This window comes from Stenotrophomonas sp. SMYL41 (assembly GCF_036319965.1).
GTDB classification, from domain to species: domain Bacteria; phylum Pseudomonadota; class Gammaproteobacteria; order Xanthomonadales; family Xanthomonadaceae; genus Stenotrophomonas; species Stenotrophomonas maltophilia_R.
The window spans coordinates 402,761-427,796 of sequence record NZ_JAWIRX010000001.1 but is presented as its reverse complement, the minus strand read 5'-3'; the positions used below and the strand labels follow the sequence as shown (position 1 = coordinate 427,796).

20 protein-coding genes and 1 pseudogene are annotated in these 25,036 nt (G+C 64.4%); 15 read left to right on the top strand and 6 right to left on the bottom strand.

Annotation, left to right across the window (positions count from 1 at the left end; genetic code table 11):
* Positions 1-6: 6 nt before the first annotated feature.
* From V3B30_RS01980 to V3B30_RS01970, 3 genes and pseudogenes are all read right to left on the bottom strand, one after another.
* Positions 7-2,123: pseudogene (locus tag V3B30_RS01980) on the bottom strand (HAD-IC family P-type ATPase); the annotation flags it as partial.
* Between the two features lie 287 nt (positions 2,124-2,410).
* Positions 2,411-3,352, bottom strand: coding sequence for an SseB family protein (locus V3B30_RS01975; protein WP_049401588.1), 942 nt, complete (start codon positions 3,350-3,352; stop codon positions 2,411-2,413).
* Between the two features lie 2 nt (positions 3,353-3,354).
* On the bottom strand, positions 3,355-3,648 hold the full coding sequence (locus V3B30_RS01970; protein ID WP_223224794.1) for a BPSL0761 family protein: 294 nt from the start codon (positions 3,646-3,648) through the stop codon (positions 3,355-3,357).
* A gap of 294 nt (positions 3,649-3,942) precedes the next feature.
* Here V3B30_RS01970 and V3B30_RS01965 point away from each other — a divergent pair, with 294 nt between their 5' ends.
* The 5 genes from V3B30_RS01965 (at position 3,943) to V3B30_RS01945 (ending at position 10,762) form a co-directional block, all read left to right on the top strand.
* Positions 3,943-4,203: a cation transporter gene (locus tag V3B30_RS01965; protein ID WP_019184715.1), complete on the top strand. Its 261-nt coding sequence runs from the start codon at positions 3,943-3,945 to the stop codon at positions 4,201-4,203.
* Between the two features lie 137 nt (positions 4,204-4,340).
* A complete protein-coding gene (locus tag V3B30_RS01960; RefSeq protein ID WP_107379584.1) occupies positions 4,341-4,736 on the top strand; it encodes a hypothetical protein in 396 nt (131 codons plus the stop codon).
* Between the two features lie 124 nt (positions 4,737-4,860).
* Positions 4,861-6,114 carry a TolC family protein gene (locus tag V3B30_RS01955; protein ID WP_329809630.1) on the top strand — a complete coding sequence of 418 codons (1,254 nt, stop codon included), beginning with the start codon at positions 4,861-4,863 and terminating at the stop codon, positions 6,112-6,114.
* Complete coding sequence (locus tag V3B30_RS01950; RefSeq protein ID WP_262082611.1) at positions 6,111-7,625, top strand: efflux RND transporter periplasmic adaptor subunit; 1,515 nt, start codon at positions 6,111-6,113, stop codon at positions 7,623-7,625. Before V3B30_RS01955 ends, V3B30_RS01950 begins: the two co-directional genes overlap by 4 nt.
* Complete coding sequence (locus V3B30_RS01945) at positions 7,622-10,762, top strand: CusA/CzcA family heavy metal efflux RND transporter (protein WP_005413407.1); 3,141 nt, start codon at positions 7,622-7,624, stop codon at positions 10,760-10,762. The genes V3B30_RS01950 and V3B30_RS01945 overlap by 4 nt, the downstream gene beginning before the upstream one ends.
* A gap of 104 nt (positions 10,763-10,866) precedes the next feature.
* Here V3B30_RS01945 and V3B30_RS01940 read toward each other — a convergent pair whose 3' ends face one another.
* Entirely contained in the window at positions 10,867-11,697 is an 831-nt protein-coding gene (locus V3B30_RS01940; protein WP_026070028.1) for a DUF4198 domain-containing protein, read from the bottom strand.
* Positions 11,698-11,900: 203 nt separating this feature from the next.
* A complete protein-coding gene (locus V3B30_RS01935; RefSeq protein ID WP_107431706.1) occupies positions 11,901-12,947 on the bottom strand; it encodes a DNA-binding protein in 1,047 nt (348 codons plus the stop codon).
* 324 nt (positions 12,948-13,271) lie between these two features.
* Between V3B30_RS01935 and V3B30_RS01930 the strand changes: the two genes are divergently transcribed.
* The 10 genes from V3B30_RS01930 (at position 13,272) to V3B30_RS01885 (ending at position 24,346) form a co-directional block, all read left to right on the top strand.
* Entirely contained in the window at positions 13,272-13,664 is a 393-nt protein-coding gene (locus V3B30_RS01930) for a hypothetical protein (protein ID WP_107431705.1), read from the top strand.
* Between the two features lie 71 nt (positions 13,665-13,735).
* Complete coding sequence (locus V3B30_RS01925; protein WP_107379586.1) at positions 13,736-15,046, top strand: TolC family protein; 1,311 nt, start codon at positions 13,736-13,738, stop codon at positions 15,044-15,046.
* Entirely contained in the window at positions 15,043-16,527 is a 1,485-nt protein-coding gene (locus tag V3B30_RS01920) for an efflux RND transporter periplasmic adaptor subunit (protein ID WP_107431704.1), read from the top strand. Before V3B30_RS01925 ends, V3B30_RS01920 begins: the two co-directional genes overlap by 4 nt.
* Entirely contained in the window at positions 16,524-19,688 is a 3,165-nt protein-coding gene (locus V3B30_RS01915) for a CusA/CzcA family heavy metal efflux RND transporter (protein ID WP_107379587.1), read from the top strand. The genes V3B30_RS01920 and V3B30_RS01915 overlap by 4 nt, the downstream gene beginning before the upstream one ends.
* Positions 19,689-19,731: 43 nt before the next feature.
* Positions 19,732-20,088, top strand: coding sequence for a hypothetical protein (locus V3B30_RS01910; protein WP_046430565.1), 357 nt, complete (start codon positions 19,732-19,734; stop codon positions 20,086-20,088).
* Positions 20,089-20,172: 84 nt separating this feature from the next.
* Positions 20,173-20,619, top strand: a complete 447-nt coding sequence (locus V3B30_RS01905) for a copper-binding protein (RefSeq protein WP_234368019.1) — start codon at positions 20,173-20,175, stop codon at positions 20,617-20,619.
* A 66-nt stretch (positions 20,620-20,685) separates the two neighbouring features.
* Entirely contained in the window at positions 20,686-21,072 is a 387-nt protein-coding gene (locus V3B30_RS01900; RefSeq protein WP_049420838.1) for a P-II family nitrogen regulator, read from the top strand.
* Positions 21,073-21,111: 39 nt separating this feature from the next.
* The gene (locus V3B30_RS01895) at positions 21,112-22,617 is read left to right on the top strand and encodes an NAD-dependent epimerase/dehydratase family protein (RefSeq protein WP_230548501.1); all 1,506 of its coding nucleotides are present in this window, start codon (positions 21,112-21,114) and stop codon (positions 22,615-22,617) included.
* Complete coding sequence (locus V3B30_RS01890) at positions 22,530-23,804, top strand: vitamin K epoxide reductase family protein (protein ID WP_197596969.1); 1,275 nt, start codon at positions 22,530-22,532, stop codon at positions 23,802-23,804. Before V3B30_RS01895 ends, V3B30_RS01890 begins: the two co-directional genes overlap by 88 nt.
* A gap of 329 nt (positions 23,805-24,133) precedes the next feature.
* The gene (locus V3B30_RS01885; protein WP_049420837.1) at positions 24,134-24,346 is read left to right on the top strand and encodes a hypothetical protein; all 213 of its coding nucleotides are present in this window, start codon (positions 24,134-24,136) and stop codon (positions 24,344-24,346) included.
* Positions 24,347-24,449: 103 nt separating this feature from the next.
* Here the strand turns inward: V3B30_RS01885 and V3B30_RS01880 are convergent, their stop codons facing one another.
* Positions 24,450-24,989, bottom strand: a complete 540-nt coding sequence (locus tag V3B30_RS01880) for an MAPEG family protein (protein WP_197596970.1) — start codon at positions 24,987-24,989, stop codon at positions 24,450-24,452.
* Positions 24,990-25,036 lie beyond the last annotated feature (47 nt).

The following is a 25,036-nucleotide window of genomic DNA, read 5'->3' as shown; positions in this document are numbered from 1 at the left end:
GCCTGCTCAACCGTTTGAAGGTAACCAGCGCTGGCGCATCGTTGACACCATCGCCAACCATGGCCACCGGTGCCGACTGAGCCAATTCAGCGACCAACGCAGCTTTCTGCTCAGGCGTACATTGGCGCGCACCTCTTGGATGCCCAGCACCTTGGCCACCGAGGCGGCCGCGCCGGGGTTGTCTCCAGAAATCATGACGGTGCGTAGACCCAGCGCGTGCAGCCGTTGCACGGCCGCAGCTGCACCCAGACGCGGTGGATCCTCAAAGGCCAGTATGCCGAGCAATTGCGGATGATCGGTGCCCTGCTCTGCCAGCCAGGACACCGTGTGGCCGGTCTGGCTGAGTAGGTCGGCCCGGGTCTGCAATGCCGTGAGCGCCACGCCATGCTCAAGCATCATACGGGTACTGCCCAGCAACAGGTTCCTGCCATCCACCTTGCCGGTGATGCCACGGCCAGGCACCGCCTGCACGTCGCGTGCGAGCGGAATGGCGCGCTGGCCCATTGCGCTCAGTACAGCCTTGGCCAAGGGATGCTCGCTGCCTTGCTGCAGGGCCGCCGCCAACGGCAACAGATCGGCCGCGTGGCCACGGGTGGCAGTTTCTTCGGTAAGTACCGGACGTCCTTGGGTCAAAGTGCCTGTTTTGTCGAAGGTCACCACCTTTACGGTACGTGCCACTTCCAGCGCTTCGGCATCCTTGACCAGAATGCCCGCTCGGGCGGCCACGCCGGTGCCGGCCATGATCGCGGTCGGGGTCGCCAACCCCAGCGCGCACGGGCATGCGATGACCAGCACCGCTACCGCGCTCAGGATCGCCTGGTTCCAATCACCCGTTCCCAGACCCCAGCCGAGCAGCGTGAGCAAAGCCAGGCCGATCACTACCGGCACGAAGGTCGCGCTCACCCGGTCCACGGTTCGCTGAATAGGTGCCTTCTTGGCCTGTGCATCCTCCACGAGGCGAATGATCCGGGACAACGCGGTTTCGGCGCCGATGGCCAGTGTGCGTACCAAGATGCGGCCTTCGCCATTGATAGCCCACCGGTGACGCGATCGGCCTCCCCGCGCGCCACGGGCATGGACTCCCCGGTGATCAGGGGCTCATCGACGTGTGTGCGGCCCTCCGCGATCACGCCATCCACGGGGATGCGCTCGCCTGGCCGCACACTGACAATGTCCGAGACGGCAACCTCGCGCTCTTGTCCGTCCTGATACACGCGTGCGGTGGCTGGCCGCAGTGCTTGCAAGGCCCGGATCGCTTGCGTGGTCTGTTGCTTGGCGCGGGCCTCTAACCACTTGCCCAGCAGGATCAAGGTAATGATGACCGCCGAGGTCTCGAAGTACAGCGCGGCATCGCCGTGGTGTCCGGCATCATTGAACAAGTGATAGACACTCAACCCATAACCGGCGCTGGTCCCCAAAGCGACCAGCAGATCCATGTTGCCCGTGCCGGCGCGAAGGGCGTGCCATCCGGCGCGATAAAAGCGCGCACCGATCCAGAACTGCACCGGCGTTGCGAGCAAGAACTGCATCCAGCCCGGCAGCATCCAGTGCTGACCTGCGACCCATCCCAGCATCGGGACGACCAACGGCAGGGACAGGGCCGCAGCGATCAGTAGTTTGAGGGTGTCACCACTGAGCGCCTGGCGCGCCGGCGCTGTATCGATCTTGCCTTCCAGTGTCTGCGGTTCGATCGCGCGATAACCCGCTGCGCTGACGGCGGCAACCAGAGATGTGACCTCCACCAGTGACGTGGCCCGTATGCGCGCACGCTCGGTGGCCGGATTGACCGACACCTCCATCACGCCCGGCACAGCACGCAGCGCACGCTCTACCCGTGCCACACATGAAGCGCAGGTCATCCCTTCGATGATCAGATCCCGCTCCTGGCTCGCAACCTCATAACCGGCCTGCTTCACCGCCGCGATCAAGGCGGGCAACGCGGCCGCCGGCGCGGTTACCTCGGCCACTTCTGTGGCCAGATTGATCGAGGCATCGCTCACGCCGGCAACGGCCCGCAAGCTGCGCTCTACCCGGCCTACACATGAGGCACAGATTATGCCGGCGACACTGAAGCGATGGATGTCCGCAGGCGCCGGCTGCGGCGGGGTGAGCGCTATGTCCATGGAGTAAGGGCCAATAGGAACGAGCAGCTAGCCTGAGCCTTCCCATGATGGGAAGGTCAACAGGAAGGTCGGCAGGGATTCGTGAGAAAAACAGCCGAATCGTCTCTAACACCATGATTCAACGAGGAAACACCCCTCGACGTCAGGCAGTTCGTGGATTACAGACCTAGGCTTGATTGAACCAGAAGCCGCGTGACACAGGCATTCCTGGAGTACTGCTCAGGCACGCGTGCCCTTCTTGAATATTGGATTCAAGAGTTTCCACGCTCCTGACCCAACGGAAACCTTCAAGAAGGCTCTGACCGTCGCCTGATCCATTGCAGTAGTTCCTCGTGCGGGATCGTACGTCCAGCGTCGACGTCGGCCATACCCTCGCGGGTCCGCCGTTCCTTCTCTTCCTCGGTCAATCCCGGAAGGAGTGCTAGTAGCTTATCTTCAGGGCTCATAGGCCGATGAGCTGTGCTCAAGTTGGCTTGATTCTCGTGAAAAAATATGGGCAGGATCTGGGGATCATCCAAGCCCGCCGGCAAAGGCAGAGATACGTCGTGGACCGCCAAGTCGATGATGACGTCCAAATCTGAGCATAAGGGCTGTATGGCGGTGGTCACCAGACGAGCCGCCCGCTCGGCGAAAGCCAGGTCCACCACCAGCCAGATCAACAGACCGGGAGGCTGTTCGACGCCCCCTGACGAGTGAGTTTCCAGGAGATAGGCCGACGAGACGAAGTCGGCGTGCTCAAGGCTGCCGCTGATGGCCGGAGCGAGCCAAGCCGGCGCGGCCTGGGCAGGTCTCACCGCGAACTCCGCCGGCGCGAGACGTTCCACCCTGGCCAGAAAGCCCGTATCCAACAATGTCGCAACCTCTTCCGGGTACAGGACAACGCCGCCGTAGTTGGGATTGAGCATCAACGTCGCGCCGCGAGTACCGGTTAGCAGCTCACGGCCTGAAACTCCCAGAATTCTGACAGCAGACGAGCTGGCCGCCTGCGCCTTGTCGAGCGAGGTAAAGAAAGGGATCGCATCGAAACCGTCAGGATGGCGGAACTGGACCAGCCGCAGTGTCTGCGCGTCGTCCGAGATGGGCGCATGCACGTACACGATCGCATCCATCAGTCGCTTGAAGAATGCGCGTTCCTCGGCTGCACTGTCGCGGGCCCGTTCAAAGGAAGCCTCCAGCGCTGTCTCCGCAGACGTAGTCCCTCTTCCACGCGGCCTGCTCGGTTGCTTCATGGTCAGATGCGATGAGGGCCAAGCGGGTACCCGGAGAACCAATCCGCCTCGATCTCGCTGCTCAGGTAGGGTCGTACGAAGGCCGACTGGGTCAGCGCTCGCAGCCGCTCTTCGTGCTCAGCAATCGCCTCGATGTCGCTGACGGTTGGATAGTGCCGCAGCAGTCGATATGCCTCTTGCCGCACCTCTTTAGGCACGGCTTGGCTGGCCGCTAGCTGCCTGAGGAACGCGCCCGCCTGCAGCACATTGCGGGTGCGCTCAGATGGCATCGTCATGACATCAAGAATGACTAGCACTAAGGAATGCTTAGCTTATCGCGTTTGTGGCCGGCCAGGGCACGGTGCAACTACAGACCTTGCGATTCCTGTATTAATGTAATATAATCAATAACTTAATTCGCATAAGTGAGCGTTATGTCCATGGAGTGAGGGCCAATAGGAACGAGCAGGTAGCCTGAGCCTTCCCATGATGGGAAGGTCAACAACGCGGGACGGATCACCACTCAACTTGCCTGTCGTTTGACCTTCCCACCGTGGGAAGGCTCATCGTGACACCGTCGGCAAACCGCCGATGCTTTTGGAGGGTTGTCCATGAATCTCGTTGTTGAAGGTATGACCTGTGGTCACTGTGTCCGAACGGTCACCCAAGCCATTCAGGCCCTTGACCCCCACGCCCAGGTGGTCGTCGATCTGGGCAGTGGCGTGGTCAAGGTCGAGGGCCTGCTTGCCGTAGAACAGGCGGTTGAGGCCATCCAGCGGCAAGGCTATGTGATCGCCGCCGTGCTTCTTTCTGAGGCTGGTACGCCGGCCGCCCCGGCCGCATCCTCCTGCTGCGGCGGATGCCACCGCTGAGTCCGCGCGAGAGCTTGATCCTGATCAATGCCAGTCGGCCCCAAGAGGGCCAGACTGGCCATCATGAGAGCTCGCACGTCCCCTGCCCTGATCTGCCCAGCGTCCGCAGGGGCTGCTTCGGGCGTGCGGGAGCTGTCATGGTGAAGCTGCTGAGGCGATGGCGGCGACCCCGTTCTCGTGCCCGACTGGCATGGCTGGGACTGTGGGCGCTGCTGCTGCAGCAACTGGCGTTGGTGGCCTACGCCTGTCCGCTGGAATCGGTGGAAGTTGGACAAGCGATCCTGATGGTCGGTTGCGAAGAGATGTCCACGCCGGATCCCGATGCTCCGGCGTTGTGCGACCAGCATTGCCAGCGCGATCACATCGCCACGGCCGATGCGAAGGCCCCTCAAGTGCCTTACCAGCCCGCGCTGGCCGCCTTCGCGCTGGTGCAGGCTCTGTTGCCACCGGTACACGCGCAGTTCTATCGGGATGTTCCGGTGTGCGTGTCCGATCCGCCTCCCCTGCAGCGCTTCTGTAGCCTGCTGATTTAAGCCCCCTCCTGGATTGACCCGTGCTCGTGCTGCATGCGTTGCAGCGCGCTCGTTGTCGTTTCCCGGAGGTCTTATGGAGATGTCTTTCTTCTTGCGTGCAAGGCGCAAGATGGCGTGTGGGTTCGTGTTTGCCCTGGCGCTCAGTGGTCCTGTGCTGGCGGCATCGCCCGCTATCCCGATCAGCTACACAGAAGCCCTACAACGGGCGCTTGCTAACGCCCCAACCCTGCAGGTGCGCCGATCGCAGATCGATGCCAGTACCGAAGAAGCCGCGCGTGCTGGCGCGCTTCCCGACCCACGTTTGATCGTGGGGCTGGCGAACTGGCCCGTCAGCGGACCCGATGCCTTCAGCCTGCGGGCCGATGAGATGACCACCCAGCAAGTCGGTTTGATGCAGGAGTTTCCTGCGCGTGCGAAACGACGTGCCGAGCACGCGTTGGCGCAAGCGACGCTGGCGCAAGCGCGCTCACTGTCGATGGCCGAACAGCAGATGGTGGCCCAAGCGGCCGCGCTGGCCTGGATCGAGCTGTGGAGTACGCAGCAAGCCGTAGATGCGTTGGAAGGTCTGCGCGAGCCGGCCCGTATAGCCGAGCGTGCGGCGCGTGCTCGCTTGGCAGGCGGCACGGCCGGGGCCAGTGATGTGCTTGCCGCCCAGGCCGCCCTACTGCAGTTGGACAATCGCCTGGAGCAGGTACATGCGGAGCACGCCGCCGCGCAGGCCGGCCTGGCGCGGTGGTTGGGTATTGCACCAGAGGCGATCTTGGCCAGTGGTGCGGCACCGGATTTTTCGCAGTTGCCATTGGAGCCCACCCAACTGCTGGCCAAACTGGACCAACACACGCCACTACTGGGCTGGGAGGCACGCGAGAGCTTAGCCCAGGCCCAGGTGGATGCGGCCGTGGCCGAAACCCGCCCGGATTGGAGTGTGGAGCTCACCTACGGACGTCGCGAGCGCGCACCCGACGGCATGGCGCGCAGCGACATGCTCATGGTGGAAGTGGGTGTGGGCCTGCCGCTGTTCCAGAAGAACCGCCAAGCACGAGGCATCGCGGCACGGCGGGCCGAGCTGGAGGCGGTGTCCGCAGAGCGCGATGAGGCCCGGCGCATCCAAGCCGAGTCGGTGCAACGCGCGATAGCGCGATGGCGCGGGTTAACCGGCCAGTTGGAGCGCCAGAACACGCAGAGCCTGCCTTTGGCGCGCGATCGTGCACGCACGGCGTTGGCCGCCTACGGCGCCGGTGCCGACCTGCAGCCGTGGCTGGAAGCGCGGCGCGATGAGATCGAATTGCACCTGGAGAACGCCCGTCTGCTGGGCGAACAGGGCCGTGCCTGGGCGGCACTGGCCTATCTGCTACCCCATGAGGAGAACACGCCATGAGCCCGACCAAGACGCGTCTCACACAGCTCGCCGTGGCCCTCGGGTTGCTGGCGCTCGGCTTTGCCGGCGGCTACGCCTGGATGACTCGAACCTCTGATACCACCCCGCCCCCCGGCACGAGCGTCGCAGATCAAGCACGCAAGGTGCTGTACTGGTACGACCCCATGGCGCCAGAGCAGCGATTCGACAAGCCGGGCAAATCTCCGTTCATGGATATGGAGTTGCTGCCCAAATACGCAGATGAGGCCATAGGGGGCGGAACGCAGATCGATCCGCGCCTGCAGCAGAACGTGGGCATACGCACTCAGGAAGTGACGGTAGAGTTACTAGGGACTGCCGTACGCGTGCCGGGCACACTGACGTGGGATCTGACCCAGGAAAGCGTGATCAGTGCGCGCATGGAAGGCTTGATCACCCACGTGCAGGTAAAGGCGCCGTTTACCGAGGTTCGTCGTGGTCAAACGCTGGCCACCGTGCAGGCCCCGGCATGGAACGCGGCCATCGCCGAAGCACATGCCCTGAGCCAAGCTCAGTCCGCGGGCGCGCGTGAGCTGCAGGGTGCGGCGCAACAACGGTTGCGTTCGTTGGGTGTTCCTTCTGGCGCCTCGGCCAGAAGTGGCGTCGTGCTTAGCGCAGACCACAGTGGTGTCGTGACCGAGATCCTGGCACGCGAGGGACAGACGGTGATGCCCGGTACGCCACTGTTCAAGATCAATGGGCTGGACACGTTGTGGCTGGAGGCCTCGGTACCCCAGGCAGCGCTGGGCACCTTGCGGCCGGGGACCTCAGTGCAGGCCACGGTCAGTGCCTGGCCGGCAGAGCGCTTTGCCGGACAGATCCAGGCGTTGCTTCCCCAGATCGACATGGCTAGTCGCACGCAGCGGGCGCGAATTGTGCTGCGCAACCCGCAGCGTCGGCTGGTGCCGGGCATGTTCGCCGAGGTTCTGGTGCAGCCCGACGCCGAGCAGGCCCTGCCAGTCGTTCCCACGGAGGCGCTGATCGCCACCGGGCGGGACAGCCGGGTCATCGTGCAGGATCCGGACGGGAGCTTCCGGCCAGTGCGGGTGAGTGTGGGACGTAGCGTGCAAGGGCGCACGCAGATCGTGGCAGGCTTGGCCGGTGGTGAACGCGTGGTCGTCTCGGGTCAGTTCTTGCTCGACTCCGAAGCCAGTCTCTCCGGTGCGTTGGAGCGCCTGGGTGCTGCACAACCGACACGCCCTGCCAGCGCATCAGGTGTGCACGAGCGCCATGACGCCGGGCACGAACCACGCACTGTCGTGCCGTCACCGTCCAGACAGCCGGCGCCTGTCGCGCCAGACACCTCCACCTCTACGCCGCCGCGCTGCCCGGTGCAGTACTGGTATGACCCGATGGTGCCGGAGAAGCATTTCGACAAGCCGGGCAAGTCACCGTTCATGGATATGCAGTTGGTACCCAAGTTCGGCCCCGCCGCAGCCGCTGATTGCCAGGCAAGCGAGGTCATGTCCGAAGCGATGGAGGGCACACCATGATCGCGCGCCTGATCCATGCTTGCATCGCCAATCGCGTGCTGGTGCTGGTTGCCGCCGCGCTGCTGGCGGTGGTCGGTATCTGGTCGGTAAAGAACACGCCGCTGGATGCGCTGCCGGACCTGTCCGATACCCAGGTCATCATCCGCACGCAATGGGCGGGGCAAACCCCGCGCATCATCGAAGACCAGGTCACCTACCCGTTGGCCACCACGATGTTGTCCGTGCCGGGCGTGAAGGCGGTACGCGGCTTCTCCTTCTTCGGTGATTCATTCGTCTACATCCTGTTTGACGATGCCACTGATCTTTACTGGGCGCGCTCTCGAGTGCTCGAGTACTTGAGCCAGGTACGCGATCGACTTCCGCCGAATGTGAATCCGGCGCTGGGTCCTGATGCGACAGGACTGGGCTGGATCTACCAGTACGCCTTGGTGGATCGGACAGGTCAACGTGATGTGGGGCAGCTGCGTGCGTTGCAGGACTGGTTTCTTCGTTATGAGCTAAAAACCGTGCCGGACGTGGCTGAAGTAGCCAGTGTGGGCGGTGCGGTGCGCGCCTGGCAGATCCAGCCCGATCCGCAGGCGTTGGCGGCCCGTGGACTGACGGTGGCCGAGCTCATCGAGGCGGTGGATGCGGCCAACGGCGCTACCGGGGGCTCGGTGATCGAACAAGGCGAAGCCGAACTGATGGTGCGCAGCGAAGGCTACCTGCGCACACAGGAGGCGTTCGAACAGGTGCCGGTAACCGGCAACGACGGCATCCCCGTCCTGCTCGGCGAGGTGGCCACGATCAGTCGCGGGCCGGTCTTCCGTCGTGGTATCGCAGAGTTGGATGGTCAAGGTGAGGTGGCCGGCGGCGTGATCGTCCTGCGGACCGGCAAGGATGCCTTGGGGGCCATTCGGAACGTCAAAGCGCGACTGCAGGCGTTGCAATCCAGCTTGCCCGAGGGCGTGGAAGTGGTGCCGGTGTACGACCGCTCCGAGCTGATCCAGGATGCGGTACGCAACCTCACCCACAAGCTTGGCGAAGAGTTTCTGGTCGTAGCGCTGGTATGCCTGCTGTTCCTGTGGCACCTACGCTCGGCGTTGGTGGCCGTCATCACCTTGCCTTTGGGTATCCTGGCGGCCTTCATCGTGATGCACGCCCAGGGGATCTCCGCCAACTTGCTGTCATTAGGCGGCATCGCCATCGCCATTGGTGCGATGGTCGATGCAGCGGTGGTGATGATCGAAAATGCACACAAGCATCTGGAGCACTGGCGGGAGGCGCACGGCCGGGAACCTCAGGGTGAGGAGCGCTGGCAGCTGATGGCCCGCTCGGCGGCCGAGGTCGGACCGGCCCTGTTCGCCAGCTTGCTGGTCATCACCCTGTCTTTCGTGCCGGTTTTTGCCCTGCAGGCGCAGGAAGGGCGATTGTTCTCGCCTCTGGCCTACACCAAGACCTACGCGATGGCCGCCGCAGCAGGGTTGTCGGTGACCTTGATCCCCGTCTTGATGGGCTACCTGATCCGCGGCCGCATCCGCCCGGAACAGCAGAACCCCATCAATCGCATCCTGATCGCTGGCTATCGGCCCATCCTGCTGTGGGTCCTCAAACATCCCGGTGTCACCTTGCTGCTCAGCGGCCTGCTGCTAGTGCTCACCTTGATCCCCTTTAGCCGGTTGGGCAGTGAGTTCATGCCGCCCTTGGAAGAAGGCAGCCTGTTGTACATGCCCACGGCCCTGCCCGGCCTGTCCGCCGACAAGGCCCGTCAGTTGCTCCAGCTCTCGGGCCGGATGATCAAGACCGTACCGGAGGTTGAGCACGTGTTCGGCAAGGCGGGCCGTGCCGAAAGTGCGACCGATCCGGCACCGATCGAAATGTTTGAGACCACCGTGACCTTCAAGCCGCGGGATCAATGGCGCCCGGGCATGACCCCCCAGAAGCTACGCCAGGAGTTGGACGCAGCGGTCAAGATTCCCGGTCTGACCAACCTATGGGTCCCGCCCATTCGCAATCGCATCGATATGTTGGCCACCGGCATCAAGAGCCCGATTGGGATCAAGGTCTCCGGACCCGATGTGGAGCAGATCGAGCGCCTGAGCCAGCAGATCGAGCAGGTGGCCAAGACTGTGCCCGGCGTGAGTTCGGCACTGGCCGAACGCGTCACGGGTGGGCGCTATGTCGATGTACAGGTGCGCCCGGAAATCGCTGCACGTTACGGATTCACTCAAGGCCAACTCCAGCAACTGATTGCCACGGTCGTTGGCGGTGATCCAATCGGGGAAACGATCGAGGGGCGCGAACGCTATCCCATCGTCTTGCGCTACCCCCGTGGCCAGCGTGACTCGTTGCAGGCCTTGCAGGATCTGCCGCTGATCGCGCCAGGCGGTGTGCAACTGACCTTGAGCCAGGTGGCGGAGCTGTCAATCAGCCCAGGCCCGCCGATGCTCAAGAGCGATAACGGCCGGTTGGTGGGCTACATCTACGTGGATGTGGCCGATCGCGACTTGGGATCGGTGGTCCAGGACCTGCAAGCCGCGGTGCAGACCCAGGTGAGTTTGCCTGCCGGCTATGGTCTGGCGTGGTCGGGGCAGTACGAGTATCTGCAACGGGCTTTGGCACGCCTGCAATGGGTGGTGCCCGCGGCGTTGGCGATCATCTTCCTGGTCATCTGGATGGTGTTTCGCCGGCTTAGCGATGTATCCATCATCCTGCTCAGCTTGCCCTTGGCGTTGGTGGGCGGTTTCTGGTTGATCTGGGGGCTGGGCCATGCGATTTCGGTGGCCAGCATGATCGGATTCATCGCCCTGGGCGGCGTTGCGGCTGAGTTCGGCGTCATCATGCTGCTGTACCTGCGTCATGCCTGGGAGCAGCGCTTGGCCAGCGGTGCGCCGGAAGATGTGTCTACCCTGCAAGAGGCTATCTACGAAGGCGCCGTGCAACGGGTGCGCCCGAAGGCGATGACGGTAGCCGTCATCCTGGCCGGGTTGTTTCCGCTGTTCGTTGGTGCCGGTGCCGGCTCGGAGGTCATGCAACGTATCGCCGCGCCGATGCTGGGTGGCATGCTCACCGCACCGGTGCTCTCTATGGTGGTGATTCCCGCAGCGTTCTATCTGGTGCGGCGACGTGGATTGCGCGCGGCGCGGGGCGACCAATGAGAGACAGACTGAGCACCTGAGGTCCGTCCCCACAAAAAGACGCGAGTCATGGAAGAAGTCATGACTGGCGTCAAAGGGGAGAGTACCGCCTACGTGCCTACTTGTCAGTGCCCGGCGTGCGGGGAAATCTCAAAGCTCAGCGACGCCCGATCCGACACAAAATCCAAAGCCTTTTGTGTAGAGGGCACCATGTGATTGGTGTGGATGTACCAGGTCTTGGCGGTGGTCACCTGGAAACTGGCTTGGCCTTGGGCATCGGTGCGCAGGAGCGTAGCGCTACCGTGCCCGCCCTTGACCGGTGCATCAGCACGATGACCGACGTACACGCGTAGGTTGGGCACTGGCGTGCCCTGCTGCAGCACTTGGAACGACAGCTGATCGCCGACCTTCACGCTTCCAGGATTGCGGGTCAAGCGGATCTCCAACGGATAGCCCAGCGAGGCAGCGAAGTCGTCGGTCAGTTTCGTGCCCACCTGTCCAATGGCACGGGCATGCTTGGTATAGCTATAGGTGACCCCTTTGGGGAACTTGCTTGCGTCATAGGTGGCCAGCGTATCGGGCAAGTCTTCCAGCTCCAGGTACTTGCCGAACTCGCTGGCCGTACGTGTGCTGGTGGAAGCCATCGTCGAGACACCCAGCAGATAGGTGCCCTCGCCCGCCGGATGGACGGTGAGCTGGCTTTGCTTGCCGATCTCTTTCCAACTGGCCAGGTCCGGGGCGGCCTTGGCACCGTCCTGGCTCAGCGAAACGTCCTGTAGACGCGCTCGGGTGACTGCGCCAGCACTTTCATCGAAGGTGCCGTTGTTCACCAAGGCGGTGTTCGCCTCGCCCGCTGCGGTGCCAGGCTTGGAGAAAGCGACAAACAGGTCGTGCGCACCGGCACTGCCGGCCACAGCGAACAGCAGTAGTGTGGCGGATAGTTGCGTGTTTCTCATGATGTGTAGCTCCTCGTGATCGTGGCTTACCAGTGGTAACCAAAGCGGACATTCCAGCGACGACCCAGCAAGTCGTACGTCATGGTGTCGGTGTTGGCGTTGGGGTTGGGGTTCAGCCGAGATACGTGTAAAAATGCCCCATAGAATCCGATTTCCTTTGTGGAATCATGTGGTTGCCGGATTAAAAACGCTTCGCGTGGTCTTTACCCACGATCACGCCCTTTCCCGGCGAATGCCGTGTCGGCAACAGCCTGTTCGGGTTTCAGCTGCGCCAGTAGCTGCTCCAGTGTTTCCAGACGCACACCGGCGCGCAAGGCGTCAGCTTCGGCTTGCTCGCGACGTTCCCGTTCTTTGGTCGCTTCGGCGCGAGCGCTGGTCAGTTCGACCCGCGCAGCCTCTAAGGCCTGTACGTCTTCGGCCCACCGTCCCTTCAGCGCCTGATGCTCTGCGGCCGTCAGCCGCAAGGCATCCAATTCCTTCTGCTGGACCTCGATGCCGCGGCGGGCATCGGCCAGTTCTCGCTCCAAGCGCCCGTGGCGCTCCAGCCACTGGCCGTTGTCGCGGTTGAGCTGCAGGAGTTCGTGGTTCTTGGCGGTCAGCGCCTCGTTGGCCTGGCGCAGCGCCACCTGCAGCTCTTGCACCTGGTGCTCGTGGCGGCGCTGTTCCTGCTCGCGTTGTTCTTTGACTGAGGTCCGGTAGTGCTCCAGCCCCTCGCGGGCGTGGGTGTGCTTCTCTTCCAGCGACTGCACGTGGGCCTCGTGCTCGGCAAGGCGGGCGGTCAGTCCGGTGATGCGCTCGCCGAGCTGGGCGACTTCGGTAATCCGCTCGGCCAACGCCTGCCGGTCCGAAGCATGGGCGCTCCGCGCGTCGTGCAAGGCCGTTTCGGTCCGCTGCAACTGGTCGCGCAGCGCGGTCGCTTCCTGCCGGGCCCGTTCCAACGCGTCGCTGCGCTCCTGCAACTGCGCCGCCAAGCGCTGCTGAGCTTCGGTGATCACCGCCTCGGCTTCTTCGTGCAGCCGCGCCGCGAGCCGACCGACCAGATCCTGCAGGGCATCGCTGATCGCCACCTTGGCGCCGAGTCCCTGGCCCTCTTCTTCGTCCAGTTCCTTGAGGTAGCGGTGGATGGTGGTCTTGGAGCCGGTGTTACCCAGTGCCACCCGCACCGCGTCGACCGACGGGTGCTTGCCTTGCGCCCGCAGGGTGTCGCGGGCCTTCTGTACCTCGCTCTTGTACAACCCGCCGCGGGCCATGGCCGCCTCCCAGACTATTTCGTAACGTATTACATACCACGTAATTACGTACCGTTCAAACCGGAGAATGGCCGAAAAGAGAGCCACAAATTAAAGCGGGATAATAGTGGTTTATCCCGCCTCAGGCTCCGCCCGACGCGTCAGACAGACGTCACGCAGTACGAAACCACCCAATCCCCGGGAACTTCCGGAATGCGCCGCGCTTCCAAGCAGCAGTCCGCAGCGTTATGCTCACTTGGCAATGCTCTCTTCCTTGGCCCCTGTCACGCGTAACCAGCGCTCGTTTGCTCGGGTTGTTGCCGCGTTGCATTGCGAGGGTCACCGATGAAGCTGCGTGCATTCCGGACCCGTTCGCTCCGCCTGCGCTTTGCCTGGCTGGCATTGCTGGCGCTGTTGTTCCAGCAGGTCGCGCTGGCCGCTTATGCGTGCCCCGTCAGCGAAACGCCCCCGGCGCCTCAGATGGTCATGGCTGGCTGCGAAGGCATGGAGATGCCCGATCCGCAGGCGCCGGCGCTGTGCGATCAGCACTGCCAGCGCGACCACGTCACCAGCCCGGACGCAAAGGCGCCACAAGTGCCTCCGCTGGCCCTGCCACCGTTGCACTTCGCTTTGACCTCGGCCTTGCTGCCGCCGGTGGAAGCCCAGTACTACGAAGACGTGCCCACCTGCCGGTCCGACCCACCGCCGGCGCAGCGCTTCTGTAGCCTGCAGATCTAGACCCCGACCGCGACCCGTTCTCGCGCTGCCGATGCCGGCGGCGCGCTCGTCGTTGCGTGTTCGGAGGTCTCATGTCTCTTTTCTTTCCATTGCGCCGCTGGTGCGGCAACCGTCGTCGGCCTACCGCGTGGTGGCTCGCCCTCGGCTTGGTTCTTGTTCCCGGTTGGTCCGCGGCGACCGATCTGTCCTTTGACGATGCACTGCGCATCGCGGCCGAGCGCGCCCCGATGCTTCAGGCGCGCCAGTCGCAAGTGACGGCGGGTCGCGAAGAAGCGGCCCGCGCAGCCGCCTTGCCCGATCCCCAGCTGAAACTGGGCCTTGCCAATTGGCCAGTCACCGGCGCGGACGCGTTCGACTTCCGCACCGACGACATGACCATGAAGCAGGTCGGCGTGATGCAGGAATTCCCAGCCCGTGCCAAGCGCCAGGCGCGTCAGGCGGTGGCCGACCGCACCGTCGAACAGGCGCAGGCGCTGTCGGTAGCCGAACGACTCGCCGTGCGTCAGGCCGTGGCGCAAGCCTGGATCGCCCTGTGGGCGGCACAACGGGAAGTCGCGGCGTTGCAAGCGCTGCGGGAGCCGGCCGACGTCGCCGTCCGCGCCGTCAAGGCACGGCTCGCCGGCGGCACCGGTTCGGCTGTCGATGCGATGGCGACGCGAAATGCCGCGCTTGAACTGGAGAACCGCATCGACGCCGCCGAGGCGTCGCTGGAAGCCGCGCGTGCCGGCTTGGCGCGCTGGCTGGGCGAAGACCCGGCAGCGCTGCGCATCGAGGGCGCACCACCGGAACTGACGGGACTGCCGGTCGCCCCGGCCGCGCTGCTGGCCTCGATCGATCGGCAGGGGCCGCTGCTGCCGTGGCACTCGCGCGAAGCGATGGCCGAGGCCGAAGTGTCCGCCGCCATCGCCGAGAAGCGGCCGGACTGGAGCCTCGGCGTGACCTACGGGCAGCGCGAGCGCACGCCCGAAGGCGTGCCACGCAGCGACATGCTGATGGTCGAGTTCGCGATCGACCTGCCGCTGTTCACGCGTGATCGGCAGGATCGCGGCGTGGCCGCGCGGCGGGCCGAGTTGGACGCGGTGGCCGCCGAGCGCGAGGACGCCCGTCGTGCGCAGGCCGAACGCGTGCGCAAGGCCCTGGCTGAATGGGAAGGACTCAAGCGGCAAGTCGCCCGCAAGGAAACCGAATCCCTCCCGCTGGCCCATGACCGCGCGCAGACGGCGCTGGCCGCCTATGCCGCCGGCGCCGGCCTGCAACCGTGGCTGGAAGCGCGCCGCGACGAAATCGAACTGCACCTCGAACACGCCCGCCATCTGGGCGACCTCGGCCGCGCCTGGGCAGCGCTGGCCTACCTGCTGCCCGAAGAGGAACCCTCACCATGACCTACACGATGAACCGAGTGGCGATGATCGCCGCTGCGGCCGCGCTATTGGTGGTCGGTTTAGCCGGCGGCTACTGGTGGGCCCGACGTGGCAGCGGCCACGACATGGCGATGGCCGATGCGCCGGCGGCCGAAGCTGGCGAGCGCGAGGTCCTGTACTGGTACGACCCGATGGTGCCGGACCAGCACTTCGACAAGCCGGGCAAGTCGCCCTTCATGGACATGCAACTGGTGCCCAAGTACGCCGACGAAGTCGCCGGTGGTGGCATCAGCATCGACCCGGGCCTGCGGCAGAGCGTGGGCATCCGCACCGAGGCGGTCGAGGTCGGCCGGCTGACGGCCACCGTGCGCGTGCCGGGCACGCTGGCCTGGGATCTGCGTCGGGAGGCCGTGGTCAGCGCGGTGACCGAAGGCCTGGTGAGCCGGGTGCGGGTCAAGGCGCCGTACACGAAGGTCGCGCGGGGTCAGCCGCTGGCGGCGCTGTTGGCACCGGGCTGGAGCAGTGCCTTGGCCGAAGCGCAGGCGCTGCGGCAGGCGCAATCGACAGCGGCGCGGGAACTGCGATCGGCCGCGCAGCAACGGCTGCGCGTGCTCGGCGTTCCCAGCGGCCTGGGCCGCGATGGCAGCGTGACCTTGAGCGCGCCGCACGATGGTGTCGTCACCGAAGTGCTGGCCCGCGACGGCCAGGCGGTAATGCCGGGCACACCCCTGTTCCGCGTCAACGGCACGGCCACGTTGTGGTTGGAGGCGGCGATTCCTCAGGCCGACGTGGCGCGGTTGCGACCGGGCACACCGGTTGAGGCGGTCGTCAGCGCGGTGCCGGGGCAGACCTTCAGCGGCGAAGTCGAGACGCTATTGCCGCAAGTCGATATGGCCAGCCGCACGCAGCAGGCCCGCATCGTGCTGCGCAATCCCGACGGCGTATTGGCGCCGGGCATGTTTGCCGAGGTGACGGTGCAGCCCGAAGGGGGCGCACCGGTGGCGTTGGTGCCGACCGAGGCGCTGATCGCCACCGGCACGGACAGCCGCGTGATCGTGCAGGAGGCGGACGGCGGGTTCCGTCCGGTACGCGTGCGCACCGGGCGCAGTGCCGGCGGCCGCACCGAGATCCTCGCCGGACTCACGGGCGGCGAGCGCGTGATCGTATCCGGCCAGTTCCTGATCGACTCCGAGGCCAGCCTGTCGGGGTTGCTCGGACGTCTCGAAACGGCCAAGACGTCCAGGGCCGCGGGCCAAGCGGTTCTGCATGAAGCCGAGGCCACCGTCGAGGCCATCGCGGACGGAAAGATCACCCTCGAGCACGACCCGTTCCCGACATTGAACATGCAGGGCATGACGATGGCGTTTCCGCTGGCGAATCCGGACGTGGCCAAGGGCCTCAAGGCTGGCGACCGCGTACGCGTTTTCGTCCGCTCCGACGCCAAGGGACTGACGGTGGAACGGCTTGAGCCGATCGAAGAACGCGCGGGAGAGCAGCCATGATCGCCCGGCTGATCCGCGCTTCCATCGCCAACCGTGCCCTGGTGCTGATGGCGGCCATGCTGCTCGCGGCCGCCGGCCTGTGGTCGATGTTGCACACGCCGCTGGATGCGCTGCCGGATTTGTCCGACACCCAGGTCATCATCCGTACCGAATGGCCCGGCCAGACGCCGCGCATCGTCGAGGACCAGGTCACCTATCCGCTGACCACGACGATGCTGTCGGTGCCCGGCGTCACCGCCGTGCGCGGCTTCTCGTTCTTCGGCGATTCCTTCGTCTACGTCCTGTTCGACGACGACACCGACCTGTACTGGGCGCGCTCGCGCGTGCTGGAGTACCTGAGTCAGGTGCGCGACCGCTTGCCCGCGGACGTCAGTCCTGCCCTCGGGCCCGACGCTACCGGCCTGGGCTGGATCTACGAGTACGCGCTGGTCGACCGCACCGGCCAGCACGATCTCGGACAATTGCGCGCCTTGCAGGACTGGTTCCTGCGCTACGAGTTGAAGACCGTGCCCGACGTGGCCGAAGTCGCCAGCGTCGGCGGCATGGTGCGCGCCTGGCAGATCGTGCCCGATCCGCAGGCGTTGGCGGCCCGCGGCATCACCGTGGCACAGGTGATCGATGCGGTCGACGCCGCCAACGGTGCCACCGGCGGTTCGGTGATCGAACAGGGCGAAGCCGAGTTGATGGTGCGCAGCGAGGGCTATCTGCGCAGCCGCGAAGAGTTCGAGCGCGTACCGATCAGTAGCACCGCCACCGGTGTGCCGGTCCTGCTCGGCGAGGTCGCGACGGTCACCCGCGGTCCCACCTTCCGGCGCGGCATCGCCGAACTCGACGGCGAAGGGGAAGTGGCCGGTGGCGTGATTGTGTTGCGCACCGGTAAGGACGCGTTGAGCGCGATCGAGAACGTCAAGGCGCGGCTGAAGCAGTTGCAGATCAGCTTGCCGAAAGGGGTGGAGATCGTGCCGGTCTACGACCGTTCCGAGCTGATCCATCAGGCGGTGCGCAACCTCACTCACAAGCTGGGCGAGGAGTTCCTGGTGGTGGCGCTGGTGTGCGCGCTGTTTCTCTGGCACCTGCGCTCGGCACTGGTGGCAGTGGTCACGCTGCCGCTGGGTGTGCTCGCGGCCTTCATCGTGATGCGCTATCAGGGCATCACCGCCAACCTGCTGTCGCTGGGCGGCATCGCCATCGCCATCGGCGCGATGGTAGACGCCGCGGTGGTGATGATCGAGAACGCACACAAGCACCTGGAACACTGGCGCGAAATCCACGGGCGCGACCCGGAGGGCGAGGAACGCTGGGAACTGATGGCCGTCTCGGCCAGCGAAGTCGGTCCGGCGCTGTTCGCCAGCCTGCTGGTGATCACCCTGTCGTTCGTGCCGGTGTTCGCACTGCAGGCCCAGGAGGGCCGGCTGTTCTCGCCGCTGGCCTATACCAAGACCTACGCGATGGCGGCCGCCGCCGGTTTGTCGGTGACGCTGATCCCGGTGCTGATGGGTTACCTGATCCGCGGCCGCATCCGCCCCGAGCAGACGAACCCGATCAATCGCGTGCTGATCGCCGGCTACCGGCCGGTGCTGGATTGGGTCTTGCGGCATCCGCGGCTGACCTTGGGTTTGAGTGGGGTGTTGCTGCTGCTCACCGCCATTCCCTATGCACGGATCGGTAGCGAGTTCATGCCGCCGCTCGATGAGGGCACGCTGCTGTATATGCCCACGGCGCTACCCGGCCTGTCGGCGGGCAAATCCGGGCAGCTGCTGCAATTGAGCGATCGCATGATCAAGACCGTGCCCGAGGTCGCGCACGTGTTCGGCAAGGCCGGCCGCGCCGATACGGCCACCGACCCGGCGCCGATCGAGATGTTCGAAACCACGGTGACGTTCAAGCCGCGCGACCAATGGCGGCCCGGCATGACGCCGGAGAAGCTGCGTCAGGAGCTGGATGCCGCGGTGAAGATCCCCGGCCTGACGAACCTGTGGGTGCCGCCGATCCGCAACCGCATCGACATGCTCGCCACCGGCATCAAGAGCCCGATCGGCATCAAGGTGTCGGGGCCGGATACCCGGGTCATCGAGCAGATCAGCAACAAACTCGAACGCTTGGCGAAAACGGTGCCCGGCGTGAGTTCCGCGTTGGCCGAGCGCGTGACCGGCGGTCGCTACGTCGATGTCCGCATCCGTCCGGACGTCGCGGCCCGCTATGGCTTGAGCCAGGCCCACCTGCAGCAGCTCATCGCCACGGTGGTCGGTGGCGATCCCATCGGCGAAACCATCGAGGGGCGCGAACGCTATCCCATTGTGGTGCGCTACCCGCGCGGGCAACGCGATTCGCTGGCGGCGCTGGCGCAGTTGCCGCTGGTCGCTCCGGGGGGCGTGCAACTCACGTTGGGGCAAGTGGCCGACCTGACGCTGACGCCTGGTCCGCCGATGCTCAAGAGCGAGGCCGGGCGCCTGGTTGGTTACATTTTCGTCGACGTTGCCAGCCGGGATCTCGGTTCGGTGGTGAAGGACCTGCAGCAGCGCACGGCAAAGGACATCCAGCTGCCGCCGGGTTACGGCATCGCCTGGTCGGGCCAGTACGAATACCTGGCGCGGGCACTGGCCCGCTTGCAGTGGGTGGTGCCGGCTGCACTGGCAATCATCTTCCTGCTCATCTACCTGGTGTTCCGACGTTTCAGCGAGGCAGCGATCATTCTGCTGAGCGTGCCGCTGGCGCTTGTCGGCGGGCTGTGGCTGATCTGGATGCTGGGCCATGCCATCTCGATCGCGACCTTGATCGGCTTCATCGCACTGGCCGGCGTGGCGGCCGAATTCGGCGTGATCATGCTGCTGTACCTGCGCCACGCTTGGGAGCAGCGCCTCGCTGCCGGCGAACCGGAAACTCTCGCGACGCTGGAGTCGGCGATCCGCGAAGGCGCGGTGCTGCGCGTGCGGCCGAAGGCGATGACGGTTGCGGTGATCCTCGCCGGCCTGCTGCCCTTGTTCATCGGTGGGGGTGCCGGCTCGGAAGTCATGCAGCGCATCGCCGCACCGATGATCGGGGGGATGGTGACCGCGCCCCTGTTGTCGATGCTGGTCATTCCGGCCGCGTACCGCCTGCTGCGTGGTCGCACCTTGTCCCGAACTTCGTCCGCCGCGCCGCCGGCGGGCGCCGCGACGTGAGTGGCGCGTTGGGTCCACTCACTCCTTGCGTTGGAGATTCGTCATGAACCGTTCTCTAGTCATCGCTCTTCTCACCATCGTCGGCGGGTTGCTGAGCGCCTGCACCTCATTGAATCCGGCGTACCGGCTCGGCACGGTCTCGACCGTGTCGGGCAGTGATCTTCAGGTGTGCTCCGGCCCGAAAGACACCCCGCCCAGCGCCGGACAGGCCGTGCAACTGGTGCGGCGCGAGCAGTTCGGTAATCCGAAGTTTGCGCCCACCTTCCGCGAGCGCCGTGTCGGTAAGGCGGAAATCGGTACGTCGGTCTCCGGACGCTGCGTCGAGGCTCGTTTGGTGCAAGGCAAGGCACGCCGATACGACCAGGTATTCCCTGCGCTGGGAGATGCCACGCCCAAGTGAAATCGCTTCTTCGTTTCGTGGCAGCCGAATGTGCCGCCACTGCGTGTTGTTCAAATCCCGCTCAACCAACCAAAGGAGATCCACATGAAACTTCAAGCCGTTCTGTTTTTCACCGTCCTGCTGGCCGCCTGTTCGCAACAGCCCGGCAACGCGGAAGATCAACCCATGCCCGAGGCAACGCAGCAGCCGATGCCGAATGAAGCGCCGTCATCCGCCGACACATCGGCCACCGCAACCACAAGCGCCGCCGACATGCAGATGACCGAAGCCGAGCACAAGCAAATGGCCGGTGATGCCCAGGCGGCGACCATGGCCCTGGCGATGGGGACCGTCGAGTCAGTGGATGCCGCCGCCGGCAAGATCACCATCGCCCACGGTCCGGTCGAGGCATTGACGTGGCCGGCGATGACCATGGCGTTCAAGGCATCGCCGGAGCAACTGGCGTCGGCGAAGCCCGGTCAGAAAGTGGAATTCGAATTCGAGTCCAAAGGCGCGGATAACACCATCACCCGCATCACGCCGATGAAATAGGCCATTGCATCATTCCGAGAGGCGGCGCGTGGCTGCCTCTCGGTCCTCGCTTCGGAGGAGACTCGCATGAACTTCAAACATGTGGTTGCCATCGTCAGGCCCGATGTACTGACTGCGCCGGAAGGTGCGCTCCGGGATCTGGGAATACGCGGGATGACCGTGATCAAGGTCCGCGGCATGGGCGAGCACGACGGCGTCGATTTTCTATCGCGCGATCATCTGTCCGATTACCTCAAGATGGAGTTCTACGTGGAGGTGCCGAAGGCGGACGCGCTGATTCGGACCATCATGGAAGTCGCGCGCTCCGACCTGCCGGGTGCGGGCATCGTGGCGGACAAGCCGGTCGAGTGGTTTTCCCGCGTCCCGAAAGGCGACGACACGTTGCCCGATGTGTTGGCTAGCCGCGGCCGTACGGGAGGGCTTCACGCAGCCTCGTACGGCATGGGTCCGTAATGGCAACCACATTGGCTGCCAGGATATGGAGCACCGATTATGAGCAACGAGCAGCGAGAGGTCGTGGTTGTCACTGGCAGCAGTGGCTTCATCGGTACGGCGGTGGTCAAGAAGCTCGCGCAGCGGTATCGGGTCGTGGGCTTCGACCGCGGTGTTTCCACACATCCTCCGGCGGCCGCCGAATGCATCTGCGTCGACGTGACTTCCGATTCCAGCGTGGCCGCCGGCATGGAACGCCTGCGAACGGCGTACGGTGACCGCATTGCCTCGGTGATCCACCTTGCCGCTTATTTCGATCTCTCCGGCGAACCCAGTCCGCTGTACGAGGCGGTGACCGTCCGGGGCACTGAGCGACTGCTGCGCGCATTTGGGGACTTCGAACTGGAGCAGTTCGTATTCGTCAGCACGATGCTGGTGCATACGCCTACCACGCCGGGCGCGCCGATCAATGAAGATGCACCGTTGGATCCCAGGTTCCCGTACCGGGCGTCGAAGATCCGCACCGAACAGCTGTTGCGGGAGCAGCACGGCGATATTCCGATCGTGCTCGTTCGGCCAGCCGGTGCATACGACGATCACGGCCATTCGGCATTTCTCGCTCAGCAGATTGCCCGGATCTACGAGCGCCAGCTGTCGAGCCATTTCTACCCCGGCGACGTTGCTACCGGCCAGCCGTTTCTGCATCTGGACGACCTGGTCGACGCGCTCGTGCGCATCGTCGAGCGGCGCGCGCAGTTGCCGCCGGAGCTGCCACTGCTGCTTGCCGAGCAGGATGCTCCGAGCTTCGATCGACTGCAGCACGAACTCGGATGCCTGATCCACGGTGAAGCGTGGACGACGCATGAGGTACCCAGGACGCTGGCGCAGACCGGGGTCTGGATCGAAACGCAGGTGCTGCGCGAAGAGCCGTTCATCCGGCCCTGGATGGTCGAGATTTCCGATGACCACTACGAAGTCGACACTTCGCGCGCATTGGATCTGCTCGAATGGGCGCCGCGGCACCGCTTGCTCGAGGCGTTACCGACCATCGTGGCCGAACTCAAGCGCGATCCGGTCGGCTGGTACCGCGCCAACAAGCTCAATTCCTCCAAAGTAGCTGCACGTGGTGTGGAGGCGCAGGCCGCTGCATCCACGCATGAGCCAGGCGAATACGCCGACGGTCACGATACGGTCTCCGATAAACCCATGGAGGGCCGATGTGGACAGGAAATGGCAGGCAAAACTGCCGAAGGCAAATGCGGAAACGCGATGACCGCGACGGGCAAGGTCGCCGAAGGCCGGTGCGGAGAGGCGATGTCGACGAAGACCGGCGACGAAGGCATGAGCGGGCATATGGCCGGCATGCGCAAGCTGCACTTCAACCTGCTCTGGGTCCATTACCTCAACCTGCTGCTGGGTGCGTGGCTGATGACCAGCCCGGTCATCCTCGGCGGTGACACTGTCTTCAGCGATGCCATATGGCGCGTGACGCAGGAACGCGGCCTGTCGGATCGGCACTGCGCAGCCAGTGGCTGGCCCGCAGCGACCTGTTCAGCGGCGCGCTGATCATGTTGTTCTCGATGATGTCGCTCACGCCGCGGCTGGCTTGGGCGCAGTGGGCCAATGCTGCGGTCGGTGCGTGGCTGCTGTTCGCCCCGCTGGTGATGTGGGCGCCGAGTGAAGCGGTCTATGCCAACGACACGATGGTGGGTGCGCTGGTGATCACATTCTCCATCCTGGTGCCGATGATGCCGGGCATGAGCATGGCGGGAATGATGGATTCCTCCGACATGCCCCCCGGCTGGACCTATTCGCCGTCCACGTACCTGCAGCGCCTGCCGATCATCGCGTTGGGTGCAGTGGGATTCCTGATTTCGCGACATCTGGCGGCCTACCAGCTCGGTCATATCGAAGGCGCCTGGGAACCGTTCTTCGCCGGCATGCATGGCCTGAACGGTACCGAGACGATCATTACCTCGGACGTATCCAAGGCCTGGCCGATCGCCGACGCTGGCCTTGGCGCGGTCGCGTATCTGTTCGAGATCCTGATGGGCGCCATGGGTGGCCGGCAACGCTGGCGCACCATGCCCTGGATGGTGACCATGTTCGGCATCCTCGTGGTGCCTCTGGGCATCGTCAGCATCTACTTCATCATCATCCAGCCGATCGTCATCGGCACATGGTGCACGCTGTGCCTGCTTGCCGGCATCGCGATGCTGATCATGATCCCGTACAGCCTCGACGAACTCATCGCGATGGGCCAGTTTCTGGCGCAGAGCGTGCGCCGCGGCGAACCGTTCTGGCGCACGTTCTTCCAGGGCGGCGCCCAGCCTTACGACGGCCGCGATGCGCACCCCGATTTCGATGCGCCTCTCGTGCAAGCGGCGCGCTCCGCGATTCGCGGCATCACGCTGCCTTGGACGCTGCTCGTGAGCACAACATTAGGGGCATGGCTGATGGTCACGCGGCTGACATTCGACGCAGAGCCGCCCATGGCCGACAGCGACCACCTGGTCGGCGCGCTGATCGTGACCACCGCCGTGATCGCGATGGCCGAAGTGGCACGCCCGGTACGTTTCGTGAACATCGGGTTTGGCGCATGGCTGCTCGTAGCGCCATGGATGCTCGGCGGAGCGTCGATGCCCGCCACATGGAACGGCGTGCTGGTGGGACTCGCCATCATCGCATTGAGCCTGCCGCGGGGTACGCGCAGCAAAGAGCATTACGGCAACTGGGACCGTTTTGTGGTGTAGAGCGAAACGACATACGCCTTGAAGCGGGTCGTGCCCAGTGACGCTTAAATCTAATACGGAATAATGTTGAACTATCCTGGCCCGAGGTGATCGGGAGGGCAGCGCCAGGCCGGAACCGGTACGTATCCATCCATCTGTCTGATATTGGCTGCCGGAGCCAAAGACCATAAAAAAATCCTCGAGTTCGCTTTCTTGAAGTCGGCGATACCCGGCAGGCCGCTCGGCGGTATCGTCACATCGACGGTATGGCCACTCTGCTAATGATCGCATTCCGCTCTGGGGGCCTTGTAAAGTCGCTGATTGCGAGTAAATCGACTTGGAGATTGACCATGATCGACCGCAAGAAAGAGATTGCCAAATTCTTCTGTGGGTTTGAGACCTTTCATACGCTCTTCCATGCCTATTTGTGGCTCTCTGGCACCACATTCGCAGCTTTCGGGATCACTACCACTCCAGCTTGGAATGCCGCGGGCACGATCCTCAACAGCGCAATTGCCGTCATCCTCGGCGTCTACGGATGGAAGCAACGGAAGTTGGCATGAAGAGCGGCAGTCGTGGAACGCTGAAGGTGGGCGGCGGGCAACAAGGAGACAATGTGCAAGATCGCTCGCGCGAAATGGCGTGCTCTCCGCTCGCCCACTGCAACTACGCGAACAACTGCCGAGTGATCAAAAAGAGGGCCCATGCATAGCCCAACAAAGTCGGAAGCACCGTCAGCACAAATCCGAAGCCTCGGCCCGGCGCGCCCCTTTGGTATCCGAGGAAAAACGTCACTCGTCCTATGCCAAAAAGCACCGCAGCACTGACGAGGAGCGAAAGCGCTGGCCCCGCGAGCAGCGTGATCAGCGCCAGGTAGGCGCCGCTGGCGAGCACGGCCTGTTCCAGGCTGTTCTGAAGGAACGCGATCCGAATCGCCACGCGCGGACTGGGTGGGCCATAGGCCGAGCCCCGAATATCCTGAGCCGACCGCCGCCGGCCGCGGGAGACCGCCCCGACGCCCATCGCCACCCAGATCAGTAGAAACACCTGCAGGCGAGCCCAGAACACGAACCGATCGGTCAGCGCTTCGGGAAAGTCGAAGTATCTCGGCAGCAGCAAATAGCCCGCAAACAGTCCGACAACACAGGCAACCACGCCCAACCCTGCAACCTTGAATAAGCCTCGACGCTGGTGGGCCAGATCCACGAGTGGGTCCGCATCGGGTATGTTGGGTTTCGATCCTGCATGCATGG

Coding starts and splice junctions, on each gene's coding strand:
- V3B30_RS01935 (WP_107431706.1), bottom strand. CDS start 12,947: ATGGCCCGCGGCGGGTTGTACAAGAGCGAGGTACAGAAGGCCCGCGAC.
- V3B30_RS01975 (WP_049401588.1), bottom strand. CDS start 3,352: ATGAAGCAACCGAGCAGGCCGCGTGGAAGAGGGACTACGTCTGCGGAG.
- V3B30_RS01895 (WP_230548501.1), top strand. CDS start 21,112: ATGAGCAACGAGCAGCGAGAGGTCGTGGTTGTCACTGGCAGCAGTGGC.
- V3B30_RS01950 (WP_262082611.1), top strand. CDS start 6,111: ATGAGCCCGACCAAGACGCGTCTCACACAGCTCGCCGTGGCCCTCGGG.
- V3B30_RS01915 (WP_107379587.1), top strand. CDS start 16,524: ATGATCGCCCGGCTGATCCGCGCTTCCATCGCCAACCGTGCCCTGGTG.
- V3B30_RS01905 (WP_234368019.1), top strand. CDS start 20,173: ATGAAACTTCAAGCCGTTCTGTTTTTCACCGTCCTGCTGGCCGCCTGT.
- V3B30_RS01945 (WP_005413407.1), top strand. CDS start 7,622: ATGATCGCGCGCCTGATCCATGCTTGCATCGCCAATCGCGTGCTGGTG.
- V3B30_RS01890 (WP_197596969.1), top strand. CDS start 22,530: ATGGCGCGTGACGCAGGAACGCGGCCTGTCGGATCGGCACTGCGCAGC.
- V3B30_RS01925 (WP_107379586.1), top strand. CDS start 13,736: ATGTCTCTTTTCTTTCCATTGCGCCGCTGGTGCGGCAACCGTCGTCGG.
- V3B30_RS01965 (WP_019184715.1), top strand. CDS start 3,943: ATGAATCTCGTTGTTGAAGGTATGACCTGTGGTCACTGTGTCCGAACG.
- V3B30_RS01885 (WP_049420837.1), top strand. CDS start 24,134: ATGATCGACCGCAAGAAAGAGATTGCCAAATTCTTCTGTGGGTTTGAG.
- V3B30_RS01920 (WP_107431704.1), top strand. CDS start 15,043: ATGACCTACACGATGAACCGAGTGGCGATGATCGCCGCTGCGGCCGCG.
- V3B30_RS01930 (WP_107431705.1), top strand. CDS start 13,272: ATGAAGCTGCGTGCATTCCGGACCCGTTCGCTCCGCCTGCGCTTTGCC.
- V3B30_RS01960 (WP_107379584.1), top strand. CDS start 4,341: ATGGTGAAGCTGCTGAGGCGATGGCGGCGACCCCGTTCTCGTGCCCGA.
- V3B30_RS01900 (WP_049420838.1), top strand. CDS start 20,686: ATGAACTTCAAACATGTGGTTGCCATCGTCAGGCCCGATGTACTGACT.
- V3B30_RS01940 (WP_026070028.1), bottom strand. CDS start 11,697: ATGAGAAACACGCAACTATCCGCCACACTACTGCTGTTCGCTGTGGCC.
- V3B30_RS01910 (WP_046430565.1), top strand. CDS start 19,732: ATGAACCGTTCTCTAGTCATCGCTCTTCTCACCATCGTCGGCGGGTTG.